General features: G+C 45.3%; 20 protein-coding genes. 14 read left to right on the top strand and 6 right to left on the bottom strand.

Annotated features, from left to right (window positions below):
* The first annotated feature begins 57 nt into the window (after positions 1-57).
* The 14 genes from LN995_RS18850 (at position 58) to LN995_RS18785 (ending at position 13,389) form a co-directional block, all read left to right on the top strand.
* Positions 58-852, top strand: a complete 795-nt coding sequence (locus LN995_RS18850; RefSeq protein WP_229962641.1) for an alpha/beta fold hydrolase — start codon at positions 58-60, stop codon at positions 850-852.
* 410 nt (positions 853-1,262) lie between these two features.
* On the top strand, positions 1,263-1,826 hold the full coding sequence (locus tag LN995_RS18845; protein ID WP_229962640.1) for a DUF1080 domain-containing protein: 564 nt from the start codon (positions 1,263-1,265) through the stop codon (positions 1,824-1,826).
* 70 nt (positions 1,827-1,896) lie between these two features.
* Entirely contained in the window at positions 1,897-2,871 is a 975-nt protein-coding gene (locus LN995_RS18840) for a zinc-binding alcohol dehydrogenase family protein (RefSeq protein WP_229962639.1), read from the top strand.
* A gap of 24 nt (positions 2,872-2,895) precedes the next feature.
* Complete coding sequence (egtD, locus tag LN995_RS18835; RefSeq protein WP_229962638.1) at positions 2,896-3,894, top strand: L-histidine N(alpha)-methyltransferase; 999 nt, start codon at positions 2,896-2,898, stop codon at positions 3,892-3,894.
* Positions 3,895-3,978: 84 nt separating this feature from the next.
* Entirely contained in the window at positions 3,979-4,947 is a 969-nt protein-coding gene (locus LN995_RS18830) for an ABC transporter ATP-binding protein (protein ID WP_317206979.1), read from the top strand.
* A 1-nt stretch (position 4,948) separates the two neighbouring features.
* The gene (locus LN995_RS18825; protein WP_229962637.1) at positions 4,949-6,517 is read left to right on the top strand and encodes an ABC transporter permease/substrate-binding protein; all 1,569 of its coding nucleotides are present in this window, start codon (positions 4,949-4,951) and stop codon (positions 6,515-6,517) included.
* Positions 6,510-7,667, top strand: a complete 1,158-nt coding sequence (gene egtB, locus LN995_RS18820; protein ID WP_229962636.1) for an ergothioneine biosynthesis protein EgtB — start codon at positions 6,510-6,512, stop codon at positions 7,665-7,667. Before LN995_RS18825 ends, egtB begins: the two co-directional genes overlap by 8 nt.
* Before the next feature lie 206 nt (positions 7,668-7,873).
* A complete protein-coding gene (locus LN995_RS18815) occupies positions 7,874-8,452 on the top strand; it encodes a Crp/Fnr family transcriptional regulator (RefSeq protein ID WP_229962635.1) in 579 nt (192 codons plus the stop codon).
* A gap of 104 nt (positions 8,453-8,556) precedes the next feature.
* Positions 8,557-9,219: an NADPH-dependent F420 reductase gene (locus tag LN995_RS18810; RefSeq protein WP_229962634.1), complete on the top strand. Its 663-nt coding sequence runs from the start codon at positions 8,557-8,559 to the stop codon at positions 9,217-9,219.
* A gap of 59 nt (positions 9,220-9,278) precedes the next feature.
* Positions 9,279-9,851 carry a YceI family protein gene (locus LN995_RS18805; protein ID WP_229962633.1) on the top strand — a complete coding sequence of 191 codons (573 nt, stop codon included), beginning with the start codon at positions 9,279-9,281 and terminating at the stop codon, positions 9,849-9,851.
* Between the two features lie 300 nt (positions 9,852-10,151).
* Positions 10,152-10,985, top strand: coding sequence for a 4,5-DOPA-extradiol-dioxygenase (ygiD, locus tag LN995_RS18800; protein ID WP_229962652.1), 834 nt, complete (start codon positions 10,152-10,154; stop codon positions 10,983-10,985).
* A 2-nt stretch (positions 10,986-10,987) separates the two neighbouring features.
* Entirely contained in the window at positions 10,988-11,722 is a 735-nt protein-coding gene (locus tag LN995_RS18795; protein ID WP_229962632.1) for an alpha/beta hydrolase, read from the top strand.
* Between the two features lie 58 nt (positions 11,723-11,780).
* Positions 11,781-12,602: a 3-methyl-2-oxobutanoate hydroxymethyltransferase gene (gene panB / locus LN995_RS18790; RefSeq protein ID WP_229962631.1), complete on the top strand. Its 822-nt coding sequence runs from the start codon at positions 11,781-11,783 to the stop codon at positions 12,600-12,602.
* A gap of 112 nt (positions 12,603-12,714) precedes the next feature.
* Entirely contained in the window at positions 12,715-13,389 is a 675-nt protein-coding gene (locus tag LN995_RS18785; RefSeq protein WP_229962630.1) for an SDR family NAD(P)-dependent oxidoreductase, read from the top strand.
* Between the two features lie 409 nt (positions 13,390-13,798).
* Here LN995_RS18785 and LN995_RS18780 read toward each other — a convergent pair whose 3' ends face one another.
* The 6 genes from LN995_RS18780 to LN995_RS18755 all read right to left on the bottom strand — a co-directional run bounded on the left by LN995_RS18780 (position 13,799) and on the right by LN995_RS18755 (position 20,702).
* Complete coding sequence (locus LN995_RS18780; protein ID WP_229962629.1) at positions 13,799-15,367, bottom strand: carboxylesterase/lipase family protein; 1,569 nt, start codon at positions 15,365-15,367, stop codon at positions 13,799-13,801.
* Positions 15,368-15,521: 154 nt separating this feature from the next.
* Complete coding sequence (locus LN995_RS18775) at positions 15,522-16,502, bottom strand: LLM class flavin-dependent oxidoreductase (protein WP_229962628.1); 981 nt, start codon at positions 16,500-16,502, stop codon at positions 15,522-15,524.
* A 221-nt stretch (positions 16,503-16,723) separates the two neighbouring features.
* The gene (locus LN995_RS18770; RefSeq protein WP_229962627.1) at positions 16,724-17,212 is read right to left on the bottom strand and encodes a PPC domain-containing DNA-binding protein; all 489 of its coding nucleotides are present in this window, start codon (positions 17,210-17,212) and stop codon (positions 16,724-16,726) included.
* A 5-nt stretch (positions 17,213-17,217) separates the two neighbouring features.
* Positions 17,218-17,784 carry a PPC domain-containing DNA-binding protein gene (locus LN995_RS18765; protein ID WP_229962626.1) on the bottom strand — a complete coding sequence of 189 codons (567 nt, stop codon included), beginning with the start codon at positions 17,782-17,784 and terminating at the stop codon, positions 17,218-17,220.
* 273 nt (positions 17,785-18,057) lie between these two features.
* A complete protein-coding gene (locus LN995_RS18760) occupies positions 18,058-19,659 on the bottom strand; it encodes an MFS transporter (protein ID WP_229962625.1) in 1,602 nt (533 codons plus the stop codon).
* Entirely contained in the window at positions 19,659-20,702 is a 1,044-nt protein-coding gene (locus LN995_RS18755; RefSeq protein WP_229962624.1) for an HlyD family secretion protein, read from the bottom strand. Before LN995_RS18755 ends, LN995_RS18760 begins: the two co-directional genes overlap by 1 nt.
* Positions 20,703-20,712 lie beyond the last annotated feature (10 nt).

Raw genomic sequence — 20,712 nt, 5'->3', positions numbered from 1 at the left:
TGAATAACCATCAAGATACGGATAGAACGACAAGAGCAGCCAATCAAAGCCACTGTAATGACCAGCAATGACTATCTAATATCGAGAGATGGGCTTAAAATAGGCTACACCAAATTTGGCAGTGGCCCAGCAGTGGTCATCGTGCATGGGAGCTACACTGTGCAGAGGCATTGGTTCCAGTTCTCAAGCCTGTTGGGGGCAACCAACACGGTTTATGTCTACGACCGCAGAGGACGGGGCCAAAGCCCTGATGACAAAAGGCCATTCCATTTTCAAAATGAGGTTGATGATCTTGCCTCAATGGTAGATCTGGCGGGGCCTGGCGCATCAATTATTAGTCATTCCTACGGTGGCGGTGTAGCGTTGGCCTATATCATCCAATCAGGTTTCAAAGGACCTGTCATCTTCTATGAGCCGATGAACAGCATCTATGGGAAAATAAGCCAGGGGTTCCTCCCACAGTTATCGTCCTTAGTCGAGGCTGGTAGAATGGACGAGGCCACGGTATTAACCCAAACAAGTATAGTTGGATTTCATCCTGCGGCTGTAGAGGCTTCCAGAGCAAGCCCTGCCTGGATTGAGTTCACAAAAATGACGAAGGTTTTCCTTCGTGAACTTGAGGCGCTGAATAACCTTACTCCCACGTCAACCGAAACCGATGCCATAAAAGCGGTGACGTATTTGTTGCTGGGGACGGAGACGCAACCTGGGATACGAACAGCGTCAGCTGCACTTGCGGCAAGGGTCCGCGGTATCACTATGTACCCTGTGAGAAACCAGGGACACCTTGCACATATATTCGACCCAGAGCAGCTAAAAGACCTTGTGGTCCGTTGCCTTAACAAGGCATAATATCCTTGTAATAAAGGGGAATTAAGAAATATATAGCCTATGGTAGTGGATGGTCGGTAGGTAAATAAATACATATGCAGACCACCGCCTCAACTGGCGCAGCCCAGTTGGCATTTTAGAATTAAGCTCATGAAAGGACAGGATTTCTTTATCTCTCGCAATGAGCAGGATGAGTATAAAATTTTCCGTTACATCTTCAATAAAGTAGTGGAGCAGTAATGGAGTTATGAGGTATTCAATCAATCACAAGTACCCCATCTAAGCGCATAAGTAAAGGTTAGAGCGATTTAAACTGAAAAATGAGAAATATCATATTGTTATTAATGAGCTGTTTTCTGTTCATTTCAACCGACTTGTTTTCTCAGAAACTCAAGCTTGATGAGAATGGACTTGAACCAGTGAACGCGTCTATGTCAACCGAAAAGCAGAAGGGCAGAAAGGCTTTGAAAGTAGTGAAGGATTCTACAGTGAAAGCGTTTGACGAAGCTACCTTTATCAGGGTAAGCGGAACCGACTTCAAAGATGGGACTATAGAAGTTCAGGTGCTGAGCCAGCTTTTGGAAGATGCCCCTGAGTTTGCCCGGGGTTTTATTGGGGTTGCTTTCAGAATCAACGAGGACAATTCAGAATTTGAATGCCTATACCTTCGTCCGACCAATGCAAGGGCTGACAGCCAAGTGAGGCGGAATCACTCCATTCAGTATTACTCCTACCCTGACTTCAAGTTTGATCGGCTTAGAAGAGAATCTCCGGAAGAATACGAATCTTACACGGACATGGCACTGAATGAATGGATTACTATGAAAATAGTAGTGAAGGGTAAAAGAGCTGAACTCTTCTTAAACAACAATAAACAGCCCTCACTCATTGTGAATGATCTAAAACACGGAGAAAACGCGACAGGTGCCATCGGCCTTTGGGTAGATATTGGGACAGAGGGATATTTTTCAAATCTGAAGCTCTATACCGACTAATCGTATCGAAAGGTACCAATCTAAGTGTACAACATGTACGGGATATGATCTTTCTTATTAATCTTAAGCAGTGAAAGCAGCAGTATTATACCATCCTGGCAGCCCCGAGAACTTTGTTTTGGAGGATAAACCTATTCCAACTCCAGGCGCTGAACAGGTGTTGGTGAAAGTAAAGGCCTTCGGCCTGAACCGCTCCGAGTTAATGACGCGCAAGGGCCTGTCACCGAGCGTTCGTTTCCCCAGGGTGCTGGGCATTGAATGCGTGGGGGAGGTGGAGCATGACCCGGCAGGGAAATTCAAACTAGGGCAGAAAGTGGCTGCCTTTATGGGCGGCATGGGGCGCGACTTTGACGGCAGCTATGCGGAGTATGCGGTGCTTCCCCATTCTCTGCTATACCCGTTTGAAAGCCAATTAAGCTGGGAACAGTTGGGGGCTATTCCGGAAATGTTCCAGACTGTTTACGGTTCATTGCACCTGGCGCTGAAAATAAAATCAGGTGAATCGCTACTTATAAGAGGTGGCACTTCCTCTATCGGAATGCTGGCCACGCAGCTGGCTAAAAACAGCGGCCTTACCGTTCTGGCTACCACCAGGAAACTGGATAAAAAGGAGCTGCTCTTGCGCAACGGTGTTGACCGTGTGCTCATCGATGACGGAAGCCTCGCAGAAAAAGTAAAGGCCATTTATCCCAAAGGCGTAGAGAAGGTGCTGGAACTGGTCGGGACTTCTACCTTGAAAGACTCACTGCAGTGCACCGCCCCCGGTGGCATGGTCTGTATGACCGGAATGCTTTCTGAGCAATGGTCCTTAACAGATTTCGCCCCTATGGAATACATCCCTGCCACGGTTCACCTCACCATTTACGACAGTGGGCAGATCCGGGTAGGCGTGCAAAGCTTTCAGCAGTTTATCCGCGATGTGGAAGCAGGTACTATTCAGCTGCGTATCAGCAAATTGTTTTCCCTTTTAGAAATTGCAGCGGCACATGAGTTCATGGAAAGCAATTCAGCAGGCGGAAAGATCGTGGTCGTTACCGAGGATTAGAGACAAAAAAACAAAGTATACATTATGAATTCAACTAACTGCCCGGTGGATGCACTAGCGCAGACCGATACGCTATTGGAAAAATTTTGTAAAGAAGTACTGGAGGGATTACAAAGCAAACCGAAAAGATTACAATCGAAATACTTCTACGACAAGGAAGGTGACCGGCTGTTCCAGCAGATCATGGCCTGTCCGGAATACTATCTGACTGACTGTGAAGAAGAGATATTTAGAAACAAAACCAAAGAGCTCGCCAGTATCATCACCTCCCATAGTTCTCCTTTTGATTTAATTGAATTGGGTGCCGGTGATGCTACTAAGTCCCAATACCTGCTTCAATATCTGGCTGATACACAGGAGACCTTCACGTATATGCCGATTGATATTTCAGGGAATATCTTGTCAATTCTGGAAAGCAGGCTGAAAAGGGAAATAAATGGTTTAAATATCAGGAGCTTAGAAGGAGAATATTTCGACATGTTGGGCAGAGCCGCGGAGCTGTCTCATAGGCGCAAGGTAGTCCTGTTCCTGGGAGCCAACATCGGGAACATGGAGCCGCAGGCGGCCAACGCCTTTTGCAGAGAGCTACGGGCACGTCTGAAGCCAGGGGATCTGGTGCTGATGGGCTTTGACCTGAAAAAGCACCCCAAACTTATTTTGGATGCCTACAGTGACAGAGCCGGGATTACCAGCAGGTTTAACCTGAACCTGCTCGAGCGTATCAACCGGGAGCTTGACGGTGAATTTAACCTGGACCAGTTCGAGCATTACCAGTCCTACGATCCGCTTACCGGGGCCTGCAGAAGTTATCTTGTAAGTAAAACAGACCAGGAGGTGCTTGTAGCCGGCCAGCCTATAGACTTCCGGCAGGATGAAATCATTTCGATGGAAATTTCTCAGAAGTATGACCCGGAAGAGATCACTTCCATGGCAAAACAGGCAGATTTTATGCCTATCGGGTACCTTACGGATAGCAGGAACTGGTTTCTTGACACTTTTTGGCAATGTGTCGATTCATACTAAAACACGTTATGCTGATTCTAAACCTGCTGCTTAGAACCAGCCAGGTCTCTGGTTCTATAATTGTCCCCCATTCCAGAATTCGCTATGATTGTTGTTGAAAATTTGTCCAAGCATTACAACCATTCCGTTGCTGTACAGGATGTATCCTTCGAGGTAAAGGAAGGTGAAAACCTTGTCTTGCTGGGAACAAGCGGCTGTGGCAAGACCACCACGCTGAGGATGATCAATCGCCTGACAGAGGCTTCATCCGGGGAGGTGTATATCAACGGTAAAAGTATATTCTCTCAGCCTGCCGATCTTCTTCGCAGGTCCATCGGCTATGTGCTGCAAAACAATGGGCTGTTTCCGCACTACACCGTGGCTGAAAACATTGCACTCGTACCGAAGTTGCTTGGTTGGAGCCGCCAACAAATAGAAGAACGCACAGCGCTCCTGCTGAAAAAACTGCACTTGTCACCGGAAAGATACTGGAACGAGTACCCCTCCCGCTTAAGCGGCGGACAGCAACAACGCGTTGGGCTAGCCAGGGCATTGGCTGCCAATCCTCCCATACTACTGATGGATGAACCTTTCGGAGCATTGGATCCTATTACCAGAGCAAGCGTTCGAAAAGAGTTCAGAGACCTGGATGAACTCAATAAAAAGACCGTTGTCCTGGTTACCCACGACATACAGGAAGCTTTCGAGCTGGGGGACCGGATTTGCCTGATGGATAAAGGCAGGATTATGCAGCATGGAACGCCCGCAGATCTGGTGTTCCGGCCTGCAAATGATTTTGTGTCAAGCTTTATAGGCCGGGAGCGGTTTTTATTAGGGTTGAAGGCCGTTAGCTTTTCAGATGTTTGGAACATGCTTGACTCGGATGAGACCGCCGGACAGGTAGAAGCGGACACTATGAGGGAGAGCCAAAGCCTTTGGGAGGCTATGGAATATCTTTCGGAATCAGGCGGTGCACGGGCAGTAGCTGTCTATAACGAAGTAAGCGGTGAGCAAAGGGAAATCATGGTTTCCGATATACTGCGCCTCCTGAATCAATTTAAACAAGACTATTAGGATGGATCAACAGCAAAACCTGTGGGAGTTCTTCCTGTTGCAGGGCGATAAAATTCTCAGCCAGACCGTTACCCACATCGGGCTTACCTTTGCGTCCCTGCTGCTGGCCATGCTGCTTGGGTTGCCCACAGGTATGTTAATTGCCAAAAGAAGAAGGCTCTCCGGTCCTGTGCTGAGTACAGCAGGCATATTTCAGACGATTCCCAGCATTGCCTTACTCGGCTTCATGATTCCCCTGCTGGGCATCGGCACCTTACCCGCCATCGTTGTTCTTTTCCTTTACGCCTTGTTGCCTGTAGTCAGAAACACCTATGTCGGCATTACGGGTGTGGATGAAGGCGTAAAAGATGCCGCCAAAGGCATGGGCATGACGGAAAGGCAAATACTTTTTAAGGTGGAGCTACCTTTGGCCCTGCCTGTTATCATGGCAGGCATCAGAACTGCTACTGTCATCAACGTTGGTGTGGCCACTCTTGCTGCCTATATTGCAGGCGGAGGCCTGGGCGAGTTTATTTTCGCAGGCATCGCCCTCAACAACACCAATATGATCCTGGCTGGAGCCATCCCTGCATCCCTGCTGGCCGTGCTGTTTGATTACCTTCTCGGAAAGGTACAGCTGTTGCAACCCGCCCGCATCCGAAAAGCTGCCCTGGCATTCTCTGTAGCTACTGTGTTTATATCAGGTGCTTACCTCATGCCTTCTACTGGCAATCAACTACTGGCGGGTTTTGAGCCGGAATTCATGGGACGTACGGACGGGTATCTGGGACTGAAGTCTAAGTATAAGTTGGACATCCCCACTGTGGTGATAGGTGACGCGTTGATGTACAAAGCCCTGTATGAGAATAAGCTGGATGTGATTGGCGGATACAGTACAGACGGCCGCTTAAAGGCTTATGATCTGAAAATCCTCAAAGATGACAGGACGATATTCCCTCCATACTACGCAGCCCCTGTCGTTCGCGCCGAGGTTCTGGAAAATTACCCAGAGCTTAGGAATGCGCTTGGTCTACTCAAAGGCATGATTGATGACGCCACCATGACCGACTTGAATTACCGTGTCGACTTCTTGAAGCAGTCTCCAGAAAAAGTCGCAAAGGACTTCTTACTCTCAAAACAGCTTTGGCGGGTTCCGCAAAAGGGTAACGGAGGTGTGATCCGGATTGGGTCAAAAATTTTCGGGGAGCAGTACATCCTTGCCGAGATCTACAGTATGCTGATCAGGGGGCATACCAATCTGGAAGTTGAAACAAAGACAGGCCTTGGCGGCACCAAAATATGCTTCGATGCCCTGCTTCATAAGCAGATTGATCTATATCCGGAATATACCGGAACTGGGTTACTGGTAATTCTACAGCCGGATCCCCGAACAGTGGATTCTCTGATTGCTTCCAGGGAGAAGGTTTTTCAATTCGTGCAGGAGCAATTCGAGAAGCGATATGGGTTAATCTGGCTGGATCCGATTGGATTCAATAACACGTATGCCTTGATGATGCGCAGAAGGCAGGCCCAGGCTCTGAACCTCAAAACAATCACTGATTTAAAACAATATCTTGAAGAAAATGACTGAACTTGGTTTAGCAGAAGCTTATAAAAAGGTTAGACAAGCATCAATAGACATATGCCAGCCGCTGAAAGCAGAAGATTATGTGGTCCAGCCCAGTGTCGATGTAAGCCCTCCCAAATGGCACCTAGGTCACAGCACCTGGTTTTTTGAAACATTTATCCTAAAGCCGCATGCCCGCCACTACAGGGAGTTTCACCATGCCTATAACTATGTTTTTAACAGCTATTATGAAACCGTAGGTGCCCGTGTCATCCGCACGGACAGGGGAAATTTAAGCCGGCCAACTGTAGAGGATGTTTACCGGTACCGAAGTTACGTGGACAGTGCCATGGCAGATTTTCTGAAGGATGATCCTGAGCCTGAGGTAAAAGAACTCCTGGTGCTTGGCCTCAATCATGAGCAGCAGCACCAGGAGTTACTTTGTACAGATATTAAGTACATTTTAGGGCATAACCCGCTATTTCCCGCTTACGGAATCAACCCAACGGAAAAGGTCATAGAGAAGGAGGCGGCTGGGGTAGTTCACATTCCTGCCGGCATTTATGAGATAGGATTCAACGGAGACGGCTTTTGTTTTGACAATGAACTGGGCAGGCATAAAGTTTATCTACATGAATTCAAAATTTCCAAAAATCTGGTCGCAAACAGGGAATACCTGGAATTTGTGGAAGATGGAGGCTACAGGGACTTCAGGTACTGGCATGCCGAGGGATGGGATTGGGTGAATAGCAAGGGAATTTCAGCTCCCTTGTACTGGTACAACATGAACGGCAAATGGATGCATTATACTTTGTCAGGGCTACAGGAAATTCCGCCTGCCGAGCCTGTATGCCACATCAGTTATTATGAGGCAGCCGCCTATGCGGCATGGAAAGGGGTGCGACTGCCGACCGAAGCGGAGTGGGAAATTGCTGCGGATCATTTTAAATGGGGAAAACGCTGGGAATGGACCAACAGTGCCTACCTGCCTTATCCAGGTTACAAAAGGGCGGCCGGTGCGGTTGGGGAGTATAACGGAAAATTCATGGTAAACCAAATGGTGCTCCGTGGTGCTTCTGTCGCTACGCCAGCCGGGCACAGCCGTAAGAGCTACCGTAACTTTTTCCATCCACAGCATCAATGGCAGTTTACTGGAATCAGGCTTGCTGAATAACAATAGTGCTACTGCTAAAAATGGTCTGCTACAGATAGATGAAGTTTAAGCTTATAAATTAGTTGGCATTAAATTAACATCAATCTCTAATGACGCGAACAGGAAATAATTTATGGTTCTTCACATAACCCTGGGTTTGGCGTCTATTGTGTCAGTCCTTGCCTATTGACAGTCTTCCAATGTGCAAAGTCTTTTGTTGTTTGCCTATGTATGAATTATTCTTTCAAAAATTCCAAGAGAAGGTTCCGCTTACTGACGAAGAGCAGGAACAGATTAAGGCGTACCTAACCCCGAAAAAGCTACGGAAAAGGCAGTACCTGTTGCAGGAGGGGGAAGTTTGCAAGGCCATCGCCTTTGTAGAACGAGGAGCACTACGGGAGTACTCCGTCGATAACGGAAGCGAACATATTCTTCAGTTTGCCATAGAAGGCTGGACGATCTCAGACTTGTTCAGCTTCCTGACTGGAGAGCAAGCCACGTACAATATTGACGCATTGGAAAACGCCGAACTGGTGCTGATAACCAAGAGTGCGCACGAAGAACTCCTTAAAAAACAACCTAAGTATGAGACCTATATGCGGCTGCTCATAACAGGTGCCTATATAGCCCTGCAAAGGCGCCTTACCTCTAACATCAGTTTGCCTGTAGAAGAACGTTACACAAGCTTTACAGAAATGTATCCGGATATTGCCCAAAGAGTGCCACAGCATATGATTGCCTCCTTCATGGGCGTAAAGCCTGAAACCTTGAGCCGGATCAGAAAGAAAATGGCAGAACGGAAATAAATCCGCCTCACGTTTCATTGACAATAGTCAAGAGTGTTTCTTGACTTTGCGCAATGCTTTAGGGCATGGCGCGGCGGTATCTTTGCATTGTTGAAAATCTAAACATGAAGACAATGCAGACAATCGCCATCATTGGGGCCTCCGGAAACATGGGCTCTGCCATTTCAAAAAGCCTGTCAAAAGGCAATTACAGATTACTCCTGTGCGCCAGTAGGCAAGATAAAGTGCAGGCAGTAGTTGAGGAGATCAAAAGCGGCAATCCTGCTGCGGACGTAGAGACCATAGATTGCTCTGTGGAGGCATCCTGGGAAGCAGACATAATCATCGTAGCGGTTCCTTTTGCCGCGGAGAAAGAGGTGGCCCAAAAAATTCGGGAAGTCGCTAACCAGAAAGTCTTTATCAGCATTTCTAACCCGCTAAACGACACCTACAACGGATTGGTGACAGCGCCTGACACCAGCGCGGCAGAAGAGCTGCAAAAGCTGTTGCCTAACGCTAAAGTAGTGAAAGCATTCAATACCACCTTTGCCGCCGACTTCGCAACTCCGGTAATAGCTGGCCAGCAAGCGGATGCCTTTATAGCAGGCAATGACGAAGAGGCTTTGCAGACTGTCTCTGAACTGGTAAGCACAGCAGGCTTCAATCCTATCGTAGCAGGTGATCTGGCTGTTAGCAGGACTCTGGAGCGCATGCAGCTTTTGCTCATTCAGCTGAACATGAAGTACGACTACAACTGGCTGGCGGGCTGGAAAATCCTACACCAGTAAGCCCATCATCTTTTATTAAACATTTCGAACATATTATAGCAAATTAAATCAAACCCAAAATGAAAAATTTATTAATACTTGTTTTCGCTGTCCTGTCTCTTTCTGCTTTCACTACCCTGAACAGTGTTTGGAAAAACGATGACGCACATTCGCAACTTAGCTTCACCGTTTCACACCTGGGTATTGCAGATGTTACCGGCACGTTTAATGATTTCGATGCAACTGTTACTTCCTCGAAACCAGATTTTAGCGATGCTTCCTTTGAGATGACTGCCAAGACAGCCTCCATTAACACAAGAGTAGAAGACAGAGATAAACATCTCAAGAGTGCAGACTTTTTCAATGTAGAGAAGTACCCAACCCTAACCTTTAAAAGTACTTCAGTAAAAAAGGCAGATAAAAACAACTATAAGCTCAAGGGCAACCTGACGCTGAATGGGGTTACCAAGCCGGTCACGATGGACCTTGTTTACAGGGGCACGGTAGAAAACCCGATGAGTAAAAAGCAAACCGCGGGCTTTCAGGTAACTGGCACTATCAAACGTTCTGACTTTAACCTAGGCAATGGGTTCCCAGCTCCTATGATTAGTGACGAGGTTCGCATCAAGGCTGACGGTGAATTTGTGCAATAACAGAAGTTGAAGAACCGACACTGAAGTTCGGGGGGCGTTGCCCCGCTGATGCTGGCACACGGGTTGGAAAATGGGAAAGCTTTTTTCTGTGGATCCAACCCAGTTCCCTGCCCTCTTCGGCCTTGACGCAGAGGGCAGGGAACATTTGACTGCTGTAGTACTATTTCTTAACAAATGTCAATGCTTTGCTTTTAAGCAGCATCTACCTTTACATATTTACGAGCAAGAGTTGCTGTAACTTACAATTAAAGTATGCGACGGGAACAATTTATTAAAACACTAATCAAAGGAGCAGTAGGTATGACCACGTTATCCGCTTTCAACAGATTTACAGATAGCCTAAGTGAGCAGGAGCAACTGATGCCCGTCTTGTTTATTGGCCACGGGTCACCTATGAACGGTATTATGGATAACGAATTCAGCCAGAAGTGGAGCCAAATGGGCAAAGAGATCCCGACACCGAAAGCAGTACTTGTTGTTTCGGCGCATTGGCTAAGCAAGGGTACCCGTATCACGGGTATGGATTTTCCGAAAACCATACACGATTTCGGCGGCTTTCCGCAGGAGTTGTTCGATGTGCAGTACAAGGCACCGGGTAGCCCTGAACTAGCCAGGGAAACGGCATCCATTATCAAGTCTACTGCAGTAGAACTGGACCATGACTGGGGGCTTGACCACGGTGCCTGGACGATTATCCGACACATGTACCCTGAAGCCAACATCCCTGTGCTGCAGCTTAGCATTGACTATACCAAAGGACCACAATACCACTATGAGCTGTCCAAAGAGTTAGCAGGCCTACGCAGGAAAGGAGTGCTGATTGTGGGCAGCGGCAATATGGTGCACAACCTGCGCATGGTTGACTGGAATAAAATCAACGAACCGGAATATGGCTTTGATTGGGCAGTGCAGATAAACACAAAGTTTAAAGACCTTATCCGTAACGGGAGCCACGATAAACTGATAAAGTACGAGCAACTGGGTAAGGAAGCCCTGCTGGCAATCCCGACCCCGGAGCATTACTGGCCCCTACTTTATACCCTCGGGTTGAAGGGAAGCAATGATGCCGTGTCATTTTTCAACGACAGGGTGGTAGGCGGTTCCCTGACCATGACATCTGTAAAAATCGGATAAGAATGCAGCTGTTCTTACTCCTCCTCTTCATCAACTCTTTTCTAACAGACAGTACTCAAGTGAATCATACACCCGAAAAAGAAAGCGACATAACATCCGACAACCTTACCCTGCACTATCTTGTGCGGGAGCCAAAAATTAAATCTTCCAAGAACAAAGCTATTGTTCTGTTACACGGTGTTGGCAGCAATGAGCAGGATCTGTTTAACCTTGCAGACCACTTTTCTGCAGATTCCTATGTTATTTCAGCCCGTGGCCCCTTTTCCCTGGGCCCTGGAAGGTTTGCCTGGTATAACGTGGATTTTTCAACAGGTAAACCTGTCATCGATGCGGAGCAGGAACTATCCAGCAGAGAAGTAATCAGCGAGTTTTTAGCGCAGCTAAAACAAAAGTACAGTCTTCAGGAAATTTATCTCGGTGGATTCAGTCAGGGGGCCATCATGAGTTACAGTATTGGATTGGCCCACCCGAAGGAGGTGGATGGGGTTATAGCCTTTAGCGGAAGGATTCTGGAGAACGTTCAATCCACAATTACTAAGAACGAAGAACTGCACCGCTTAAGGGTATTTGTTGCCCACGGGGTTCAGGATGGGACATTGCCTATTCACTACGCAAGACAAGCAAAAGCACTCCTGCAGAACCTGGGTGTGCCGTTAACTTATCATGAGTATAACATGGGACATCAGATTAACAGTGAAGTAATGATGGACTTGGACGCGTGGCTTAAGGGTGAGTAGTTGCTAAGAAAGAGAAGGAAAGAGTTTAAAACAAAGGATCAATTCATACCAGAATAACATGTCCGTTAGCACTGAGAGTGATAAAAGGAAAGTAACAGTACAGACATTTCAGAAGATGAAGGAACGCGGTGAGAAGATCTCAATGCTGACTGCGTACGATTATACAATGGCGAGCATCCTTGACCAGGCTGGGTTGGATGCTATTTTAGTGGGAGATTCTGCATCGAACGTCATGGCAGGAAACAAAACAACGCTGCCCCTCACCTTAGACGAGATAATCTTTTATGGCAAATCCGTTGTCAAAGGGGTAAAAAGGGCATTAGTTGTCGTTGACATGCCATTCGGCACGTGCAGCGGAAATCCGAATAAATCCTTGAAATCAGCCATAAGGATTATGAAGGAGACGGGTGCTGATAGCTTGAAAATTGAAGGTGGAGAGGAAATCGCAGCGGATATTAAAAAGATTATCAATGCCGGCATTCCTGTGATGGGGCACCTGGGCCTGATGCCGCAGTCCATAAACAAGTACGGGGATTACAGCGTTCGTGCAAAAGCTGATGCAGAAGCAGAAAAACTGAAGAAGGATGCGCTTCTTTTACAGGAATTGGGGTGCTATTCCATAACCCTCGAAAAGATTCCGGCATCCCTTGCGCAGGAGGTGGCCACAACCTTACACGTTCCTGTCATCGGAATTGGCGCAGGTGCCGGTGCTGACGGGCAAGTGCTTGTTGTCCATGATATGCTGGGGATGAACAAAGGCTTTAACCCAAAGTTCGTCAGGCAATATGCAAACCTGTACACTGTCATAAACAGTGCAGTCAGACAATATGTTGACGATGTGAAAGCCTCTGACTTCCCTAACATACAGGAGAGCTACTGATCCTGCCACAAAGCCCTCCAAGACAATTTTAAATTTAAAATAAATAGCCCTGAATCTACCCTTAGCTTTTAAGGATGTAGTTTAGGCCCAATAAAAATAACAAATTTTAATTATGACAAACGAAGTTCAAAAAGCAATTATTACTGGAGCAAGCAACGGCATCGGACGTTTTCTTACTGAAAAATTACTGAACGAAGGTATTCAGGTTATTGCCGTAACCCGATCCGGCAATATAGAGAATTACAGTCATCCTAACCTTACTGTTGTTAAGGGAGACATCAGTGATGAGAGAAGTATCAATCAGGCAATTGAGCAGATAGGGCAAATAACCAACCAGGTAGACTATCTTATAAACAATGCAGGTGTTGGTCCCGACTTGGGAGACGAAATACCAACAGCAGACCATCTGAATACTTCCTTTGCTGTTAATACGACTGGCACTGTGTTATTTACCGAAGGTGTGCTGAAATACCTTAAAAACGATGCTCATGTTGTGTTTCTTTCTACCGCTATGGCACTTATTCGTAATGCAGGCCCTAACGGCCCGGCCTACAGAATGTCCAAGGCTGCCATCAACATGTATGCAGTTATACTTGCGCAAAGGTTAGCGGAAAGAAATATCAGGGTAACTCCGCTGCACCCAGGTTGGGTACAGACCAGAATGGGTGGCGAGAACGCTCCAGTTACAGTTGAACAGTCCGTTACTGGTATTTATAAGGCTCTAACCGAAAATACTGAAAGCGGAAAGTTCTGGAATATCGAAGTAGGCGGTTTAGAGGAGTATTAATAAAAAATGGGGAAGGCTTTTAGCTAAACATCAGCAAGGACCTATCCATTTGCTTCTTGCCAACCTTTCGGTTTAGGTTGAAGATAAAAAAGCACCTTTAGCTTTCTAAAGGTGCTTTTTGGTTATGAAGCAGTTTAAAAGTTTTAACCTGCTTGGTGGCAGTCATGCTTTATTTCTTTGTGTGTCCAATTTTCTGTTTTCGGCCTGTTTTTAGAAAAAGAGGCCGAAAACAGAATCCAAACCCATGCCTCCATCCTGCAATATGCGGTAAGTTGTTCAGGACGACTCATAATTTCAATTCTTTAGCCTTGTATCCTACTATTAGCTTATCCCTGCGTTTTAGGCCATAGATTTGTAGCAATCGTGAAGACGACAGGGTATTTGATCTGAAATTTATTTCAAGAAATTTTTATTTCGTCGACCGCTGGTAAAGAAATTCTAGCGCATCAAAATAAGGATGTTGGGCTACGGAGGATGTGGAGTCAAATATCATAACTTGGCCATTTTGCTTAAATTCGGGCCACTGCATAATTCCGGATCCATTAGGGTTGCCATTCCTGGCAAAATTGATCCAATAAGACGACATGACATTCGCCAATTGTTGATCGGCCTCTTGCAGGGGCCGGTTAAGAAATTTTAAGTTATCATACGCATAAGGCACTTCGGCTGTATGAAAAGCACCATATTTATTGGTTCCGCCAACCTCCGGCACCTGGCGTTTGAAGAAGTACATGTAGGCCTTTGCTTTTCCCTGTTCCTGTTGCATCCGCGCCCAGGCAAAATTCTGAATACCAAATCCGGAGTCGCGGGTAAGGTTATTTGCCGCTATTGTTGCTTCTTTATCATTGGCAGCCGGATATAGCTGCAAAATCCTGGCAGCATCATTCCCAAATTGTTTTTGTACCTGCTCCCGGTAACTTGCAAGCGTAGCCGGCTCCTGAAAAAGCACATCTGCCTCATTATAACCTGTAAGCAGGGGAACATGGGTTTGTTTGCCGCCGGCAAAAATAGATGGAACAGAGGTAGGAAGCACATACCCATCAACGATTACTGTTCCCATTCCCTGGTGCAAGGATAGCAACTTTTCTGCGGGCAAGCGGCGCAACTCATGCAGGCTGGCTGCACCGGCAGTTTTTTCAATTTGTAAACCCTTTTGCTCGGCAACGGTTAGCGGTTCCGTTCCGCCAAAAACACCCTTTACTACAAAACCACCACTTTCCGCAATTATTTTGTTAAATAACCCTCTGGCCAATGGGCTTGCAGCAAGAACGTTGACGCTCATGGAGCCAGCCGATTGTCCGGCGATGGTTACATTATTTGGGTCGCCACCAAATGCACGTATGTTCTTCTTTACCCATTTCAAGGCAGCGATCTGATCTAAAATACCGTAATTGCCGGAGGCCTGGTGAGCAGATTCTTTTGTCAATTCAGGATGGGCGAAAAAACCCAATATGCCAAGGCGGTAGTTAAATGTAACAAAAACAGCCCCTTTTTTAGCAAATGCTTCGCCATCATAAATAGGTACTGAACCCGACCCACTTACAAACCCGCCGCCATGTATAAAAACAATAACCGGTCTTTTTTCCTTAACTGATTTTGCAGCTGTCCATATATTAAGATAAAGGCAATCCTCACTTATAGCACCATCCTGTGGAATAAGGAATTCTGATGTGTACACGCCAAAAGGTTTGGGTTTGGCCTGGTACGCATTGGGGCTAAAGGTATTAGATTCCCGTATTCCCTGCCAGCTTTCAACCGGCTGAGGAGCCTTCCATCGTAAATTGCCTATAGGTGGAGCGGCATATGGAATTCCCTTAAAAACAAGAACTTCAGGGTCGGTTCCAGCTACACCAGAAATCATTCCATTCTGGATCTTTACTGATTTCACCGAAATCCCATCTTTTTTCTGAGCATCCGCAGAAAATCCAAAAAATAATATCGTTATGATCAGGAATAGTAGCTTTTGATTTTTAAACATGTTCTTTTTTTATTTTTACATGACGTTTCATTTCTGCGAACAAAAGCATAGTTAGAGCTTTTTAAATTTTAAAGTTCGACCATTGTATCTACAAAATACCCCAAAAACTGAAGGCCTAATGCAACTGCTATATTATTATTGCAACTGTAAGATATTACAATGCCTTCACTGCTTCTTTCGCAATTTGGTAAGATTTACAGCGGCTTAAAGGGTCATATATCCTGGCATCAATTATCAATTCATCAACTTTGGTAAGTTGTAAAAAAGATTCCAACCAATCTTTAACATTTGATTTGTCGCCAATAGCCGTACAGGCCATTGCTTCAGCTAAGATGGCTTTTTCATTGGCAGTTGTATTTTTAAAGTAATCGGGTTCTGGTTTTGGCAGTAAGCCTGCGTTTCCTGTATATAATTGCACTACCCATTTTTGATGTGAGCTGGCAATCAGGGTAGCTTCTTCCGGAGTATCTGCTGCTATTATATTTACACCCGCTATTACATAAGGTTTTTCCAGAGTAGGTGAAGGTTGAAATAACTTTCTATATAATTGAATAGCGTCCATTAAAAACCGGGGAGCAAAGTGAGAAGCAAAAACATAGGGCAAACCATGCTTAGCAGCATATTCAGCACTGTTTAAACTTGAACCTAAAATATACACTGGTACTTCATGCGGCTCTCGGATTCCCCGGGCGGCTTGCTGGCAGTTATCAGCCAGGTAGTCTGAAATTTCTTTCAGATCTTGCCCAAAATCCCTCTCCAGATTTTTACCTCTGATTGCCCTGATTGCTGGCCCTGCTCCCCCAGGTGCTCTACCCACGCCAAAATCAATTCTTTGCGGAAACATGGTATCTAAAGTGGCAAATTGTTCGGCAACAATCAAAGGAGCATGATTAGGCAACATAACGCCTCCCGACCCTATTCTTATTTTGCTGGTTGCGGCGGCCAGATATTGCATGAGCAAAGTAGTAGCAGAAGATCCTATTCCTGGCATATCGTGATGTTCTGCCACCCAATACCGTTTATAACCAAACGATTCAACAGCCTGAGCCAGCATTTTGGCACCTTCTATGGTATCCAGAAACCTTCGTTCTTCGCCAATCATCATTAAGTCTAAAACAGAAAGTTCTATTTTCATTTTGTATTGTTAAGATTAAACTGTTTAGGTTTTCAATAGTAACATAGAAGCTGTTTAGGGTTTTCGAACAAAGCGGGTATTCTGACGGAGAAATAAGAATCCTACTGCCGTTTCGGCCTTTTTTTAAAGAGGACCGAAACAGCAGTAGCCGGAAGGGTTTACTTTGGGCAGAAACACATTGTTCTATAAAACTCTAAACAGCTTTTTATCTAATCATCTATTTAAACGATCATACCTGCCTGGAATTCCTGATCAAGCTTTTTGTATAAAAAGGTTGGCTCTACCGTAACAATTACCTCAAAAGTAGGTCCTACATTGAGTGCCAATAAATGCCCGCCTTTCACTATTCCGTCCCTTAAGGAAGCTGTGGCATGTGCGTGTACGATTGGTTTTTCATTTAACCAGGTTATATTGCCCATAAAGGAAGTTACTTCAGCAATTCCCATTGGAATAACCTGGTATTGCAAGCGGTCAAAATCAAACCATCCCAACTCTAAGCTAAATGCACTTCCTATGCCGTGAAAATGAGCGCTTTTGACATTGTAATTCAGCGCAAATTCTGTTAAACCCGAGACTACCTCATCATTTTTGGAGAAAATCACCATATATGTTCTAACATCCCCTACAGAACTCAATAATTTAACTTTCATGGTAGGTGCCTTACCCGGTTCCACTTCCTGCGATGCGGATCTATATTCTTCTTCCTGCATTACTGTTATTTTTTAATATCCGGGTCAATCAACCCTGCTTGAAATTCTTCATTCAGCTTTTTGTACAAATAGGTTGGTTCCACCGTAACAATAATCTCAAGCGTTGGCCCAACTATTAACTGTAGCAAATGCCCGCCCTTTACTGAACCATCTTTTAAGGAAGCCGTCATGTGGGTGTGGGCTACCGGTTTGTTTTTGTACCAGGCAATATCGCCCGTAAATGAAGTAATTTCGGCTGTATCAATAGGCACAACCAGAAATTGCTTTCGGTTGTAATCGAACCAGCCTACTTCTATATGCATGGCATCTCCTATGGCTTGATAATGCCCACTTTTTACGTTATACTTTTCTGCAAATTCTGTCAGTCCGGATACAGCCTCATCCCCTTTAGATAAAATTACCGCGTAGGTCTTAACATCACCAACTGTACTTAGCAATTTAACTTTCATTCCCGGCGCTTTCCCCGGTTCACCGTACTTTGTTGCAGACCTGTATTCTTGTGCCTGAGCACTCATTTGTAGTCCAACCATAATCAAAATAGCCGATAATAAAATTCTGTATTTCCCTTTCATTTTTGTGTATTTAATGCCTGCTTATGTAGGCTGTGACAAACTAATTCCTGCTGATTATCAGCATATTTAATTTAAATATCTGCTTACATTAGAATGGAATTTTATAGCAGTTGGATTGAATAAAAATGATCTAATCTTATGTATGTAGTAACTAAGGGCTCATACTGAATTTTTTCTTCTGATTTTGAATATTAGGTTACCTGAAGATTCTCAAATTGCTGATCATTTTTTTCATGCGGACTTCTTTCCAACTCCGCCAAATGCCAGCGCCGGTTATCCCCGCGGAGGCGTAAACATCCGTTTGTTCCAGTGCAGGTAGGTTTTGCTGATGGAAGGGACCGTCAAGACAAGAAAAGCAACAATAGCCAGGATGATTGCCAGCGTCATAAAGACTGCCCTGTTTGTTAACAGTTGCGTTTGCAGGGATAAGTTTTGGCCGATTGCTTTCATGGCAAGAGCTGAGGCTTGCTCCGAGGTAAATCCTTTGGATGCGTACATCTGCCGATAGGTAGCTATCCGCGTGACAGTTTGCTGCGTTTCACCAGTCAAATAGCCCATAAAACCTTCTTTGAAATACTGATTAAAGTATAACTGAAGGTTATAAAATCCCGCAAAAGAATTTAAGGCAGCTATAAAACGAGCATAAGCGGCTACTACCAAACCAGATGTACCAGTATTAGGAGGTGCTGAGGATAGTATAAATATGACAATTGGTAAAAACAATAATCCCGACGAGGCACCCTGTAAAAAGACAGGAAAAATAAGGTCTGTAAAAGCCAGATCAGGAGTCATCATAAAATACATCCAAAGGTTGTAGAAGACCATGAGGGAAAATCCTGTACATAGGAGCGCCCTTATAGAATTTCTGTTACGGACCATGATTTGGGTAGAGATAATCATGAACAGTACAATTCCTGCCACGTTACAGCACCCCAATGCCATCACCTGAGCCGTACTCCACTTTAAGGTACTGCCGGCATAATTGTAAATAAGATTGATCGTGTCTTTGCTCCCATAATAGATGCCCAGTAAACAAAGCCCTATCACCATGTTAGTAGACCTGAAAACTGCAAGCTGGATCAATGGCCTTTTAACAGTAAGTTGCCGGTACAGAAAAAGAACAGTACCAGTAATGGAAATAAAACCTGCTAATTGTATACGTTGGTCTGAGAACCAGTAGTATTTCGATCCATAAATCATCAGGTAGCCGAATGTCGATGCCGCAAAGCTAAAAATGATAAAGCCCGCCCAATCAATCTGGTATAAGGGGTACCTCTTAATTCCATTTACCGGCTTGAATATCAGCAGGATGATAAGCAGGATGAATAACTGAAAAAGGATCAGAAAATAATAGGTAGCTTTCCAATCCCAGGTAGTTACCACGAATGCCGCCACCATGCCAATTATCACGGTATTACTCAATATCGCTCCATAAAAAACAGCTGACCCGACCGCTAGTGATTTTTCTTTCGATATACGCGAAAAAATCACGATCAGAATACATGCGGCTGTATTGGCGACTAATATGCCTTGCAAAAACCGCAGGATAAAAAAGAAAAAAATATTATCGCAATATAAACACAATAGGTTCAGGATGATTGCCAGGATAATGTTGACCAACAGGTAACTGCGCGTTTCAAAATACCTTAAAAAGCGAAACTGAACCGGCAGAATCGAAATAATACCGGCATTGGTTAGCAGCAAAGAATAGGAGATGTCTTCTGGTTGTGCGCCCATATAGGCAACCATATAATTCTGAGTAAGGGCAAACATACCGAACTGCACGAGGGCAGACAGCAGGATAAGAAAAAGTGCTATTCGTATACCCCAGTCCCATCCTGTAATCCATGCTTTAAAATACTCGGGCTTTTTCATCACTTCCCTTTCTTTACCGCGACAGTAGCGTTCATGCCAGGAACCACTGCGGAGATTCTTGTATCCGTAAATGCAATCTTTACGGGGATTCGCTGAACAATTTTGACAAAATTTCCAGTGGAATTATCTGGGGGTAAAAGTGAAAACTTGGAACCGGTTGATCCCGCTATGGCTTCAACCTGGCCTTCAAACACTTTACCGTCAATCGCGTCTATGCGAATCTCGACGGGCTGGCCTATATACATCCCTTCTACCTGCGTTTCCTTGAAGTTCGCAATAACCCATTTCTCATTTTCATTAATAATGCTAACCAGAGGCTGGCCAGGCTGAATTTGCTGCCCCTCCATAATGTTCTTTCGTCCTAGCCGACCAGAATAGGGTGCCCGGATAACAGTATAGGATAGATTTAGCCTGGCCAGTTCCAGTGCGGCTTCCTTCTTTTTAATATCGGCTTTTAGTAAGGCAAAACGCGTTTTGAGTTCCTGGATCTTCGCTAAATTCATTGCCAGGTTGTTTTTTGCGGCACTGAAATCGCTTGCCGTTACTTCGTAGCGGGCTTTTACCTGCTCAAATTCAGACCCGGTTACCGCCTCCTCTTTCAGCAGGTTGCGATAACGTTTGATATCCTGTTGCTGCTGCCGGTACCTGGCCTCTGCACCCTTAATCTGATCCTCGTTTACCCGGGTGCCAAGTTCTGCCGAGCGAATACTGGCAGCAAGCACAGTTTGCTGGGCATAGGCATCCTCCACAGCTGCTTCGGCCGATTGTAGTTGTGCCTGGTATTCCCGGTCGTCCAGTATCACCAAGGTATCCCCTTCTTTAACCAATTGATGCTCTTCAAAGTAAACCCGCTGAATATAGCCACCTGCTCTGGCCGAAACAGGATTGATATAGGCTTCTACCTGGGCATCATTGGTTTCTTCATGGTTTCGGGAGTATTGCCAGAAATAAATGAAATACCCAGCTCCTGCCAAAACTAATAATACGGCTATAATGGTAATGATAATATTTCCCGGGTGGGTTTTATGATGATCTTTGTTCATTTTTCAGGAT

The sequence above is a fragment of the Pontibacter silvestris genome (assembly GCF_020907275.1).
In the GTDB taxonomy this organism is placed as follows: domain Bacteria; phylum Bacteroidota; class Bacteroidia; order Cytophagales; family Hymenobacteraceae; genus Pontibacter; species Pontibacter silvestris.
This window is presented reverse-complemented; position numbering and strand designations above follow the sequence as displayed.

What these genes read in the sequence shown, in the direction of transcription:
- LN995_RS18850 (WP_229962641.1), top strand. Translation starts at nt 58, where the DNA reads ATGACCAGCAATGACTATCTAATATCGAGAGATGGGCTTAAAATAGGC.
- LN995_RS18845 (WP_229962640.1), top strand. Translation starts at nt 1,263, where the DNA reads ATGTCAACCGAAAAGCAGAAGGGCAGAAAGGCTTTGAAAGTAGTGAAG.
- egtD (WP_229962638.1), top strand. Translation starts at nt 2,896, where the DNA reads ATGAATTCAACTAACTGCCCGGTGGATGCACTAGCGCAGACCGATACG.
- LN995_RS18830 (WP_317206979.1), top strand. Translation starts at nt 3,979, where the DNA reads ATGATTGTTGTTGAAAATTTGTCCAAGCATTACAACCATTCCGTTGCT.
- LN995_RS18825 (WP_229962637.1), top strand. Translation starts at nt 4,949, where the DNA reads ATGGATCAACAGCAAAACCTGTGGGAGTTCTTCCTGTTGCAGGGCGAT.
- egtB (WP_229962636.1), top strand. Translation starts at nt 6,510, where the DNA reads ATGACTGAACTTGGTTTAGCAGAAGCTTATAAAAAGGTTAGACAAGCA.
- LN995_RS18815 (WP_229962635.1), top strand. Translation starts at nt 7,874, where the DNA reads ATGTATGAATTATTCTTTCAAAAATTCCAAGAGAAGGTTCCGCTTACT.
- LN995_RS18810 (WP_229962634.1), top strand. Translation starts at nt 8,557, where the DNA reads ATGAAGACAATGCAGACAATCGCCATCATTGGGGCCTCCGGAAACATG.
- LN995_RS18805 (WP_229962633.1), top strand. Translation starts at nt 9,279, where the DNA reads ATGAAAAATTTATTAATACTTGTTTTCGCTGTCCTGTCTCTTTCTGCT.
- ygiD (WP_229962652.1), top strand. Translation starts at nt 10,152, where the DNA reads ATGACCACGTTATCCGCTTTCAACAGATTTACAGATAGCCTAAGTGAG.
- LN995_RS18795 (WP_229962632.1), top strand. Translation starts at nt 10,988, where the DNA reads ATGCAGCTGTTCTTACTCCTCCTCTTCATCAACTCTTTTCTAACAGAC.
- panB (WP_229962631.1), top strand. Translation starts at nt 11,781, where the DNA reads ATGTCCGTTAGCACTGAGAGTGATAAAAGGAAAGTAACAGTACAGACA.
- LN995_RS18785 (WP_229962630.1), top strand. Translation starts at nt 12,715, where the DNA reads ATGACAAACGAAGTTCAAAAAGCAATTATTACTGGAGCAAGCAACGGC.
- LN995_RS18780 (WP_229962629.1), bottom strand. Translation starts at nt 15,367, where the DNA reads ATGTTTAAAAATCAAAAGCTACTATTCCTGATCATAACGATATTATTT.
- LN995_RS18775 (WP_229962628.1), bottom strand. Translation starts at nt 16,502, where the DNA reads ATGAAAATAGAACTTTCTGTTTTAGACTTAATGATGATTGGCGAAGAA.
- LN995_RS18770 (WP_229962627.1), bottom strand. Translation starts at nt 17,212, where the DNA reads ATGCAGGAAGAAGAATATAGATCCGCATCGCAGGAAGTGGAACCGGGT.
- LN995_RS18765 (WP_229962626.1), bottom strand. Translation starts at nt 17,784, where the DNA reads ATGAAAGGGAAATACAGAATTTTATTATCGGCTATTTTGATTATGGTT.
- LN995_RS18760 (WP_229962625.1), bottom strand. Translation starts at nt 19,659, where the DNA reads ATGAAAAAGCCCGAGTATTTTAAAGCATGGATTACAGGATGGGACTGG.
- LN995_RS18755 (WP_229962624.1), bottom strand. Translation starts at nt 20,702, where the DNA reads ATGAACAAAGATCATCATAAAACCCACCCGGGAAATATTATCATTACC.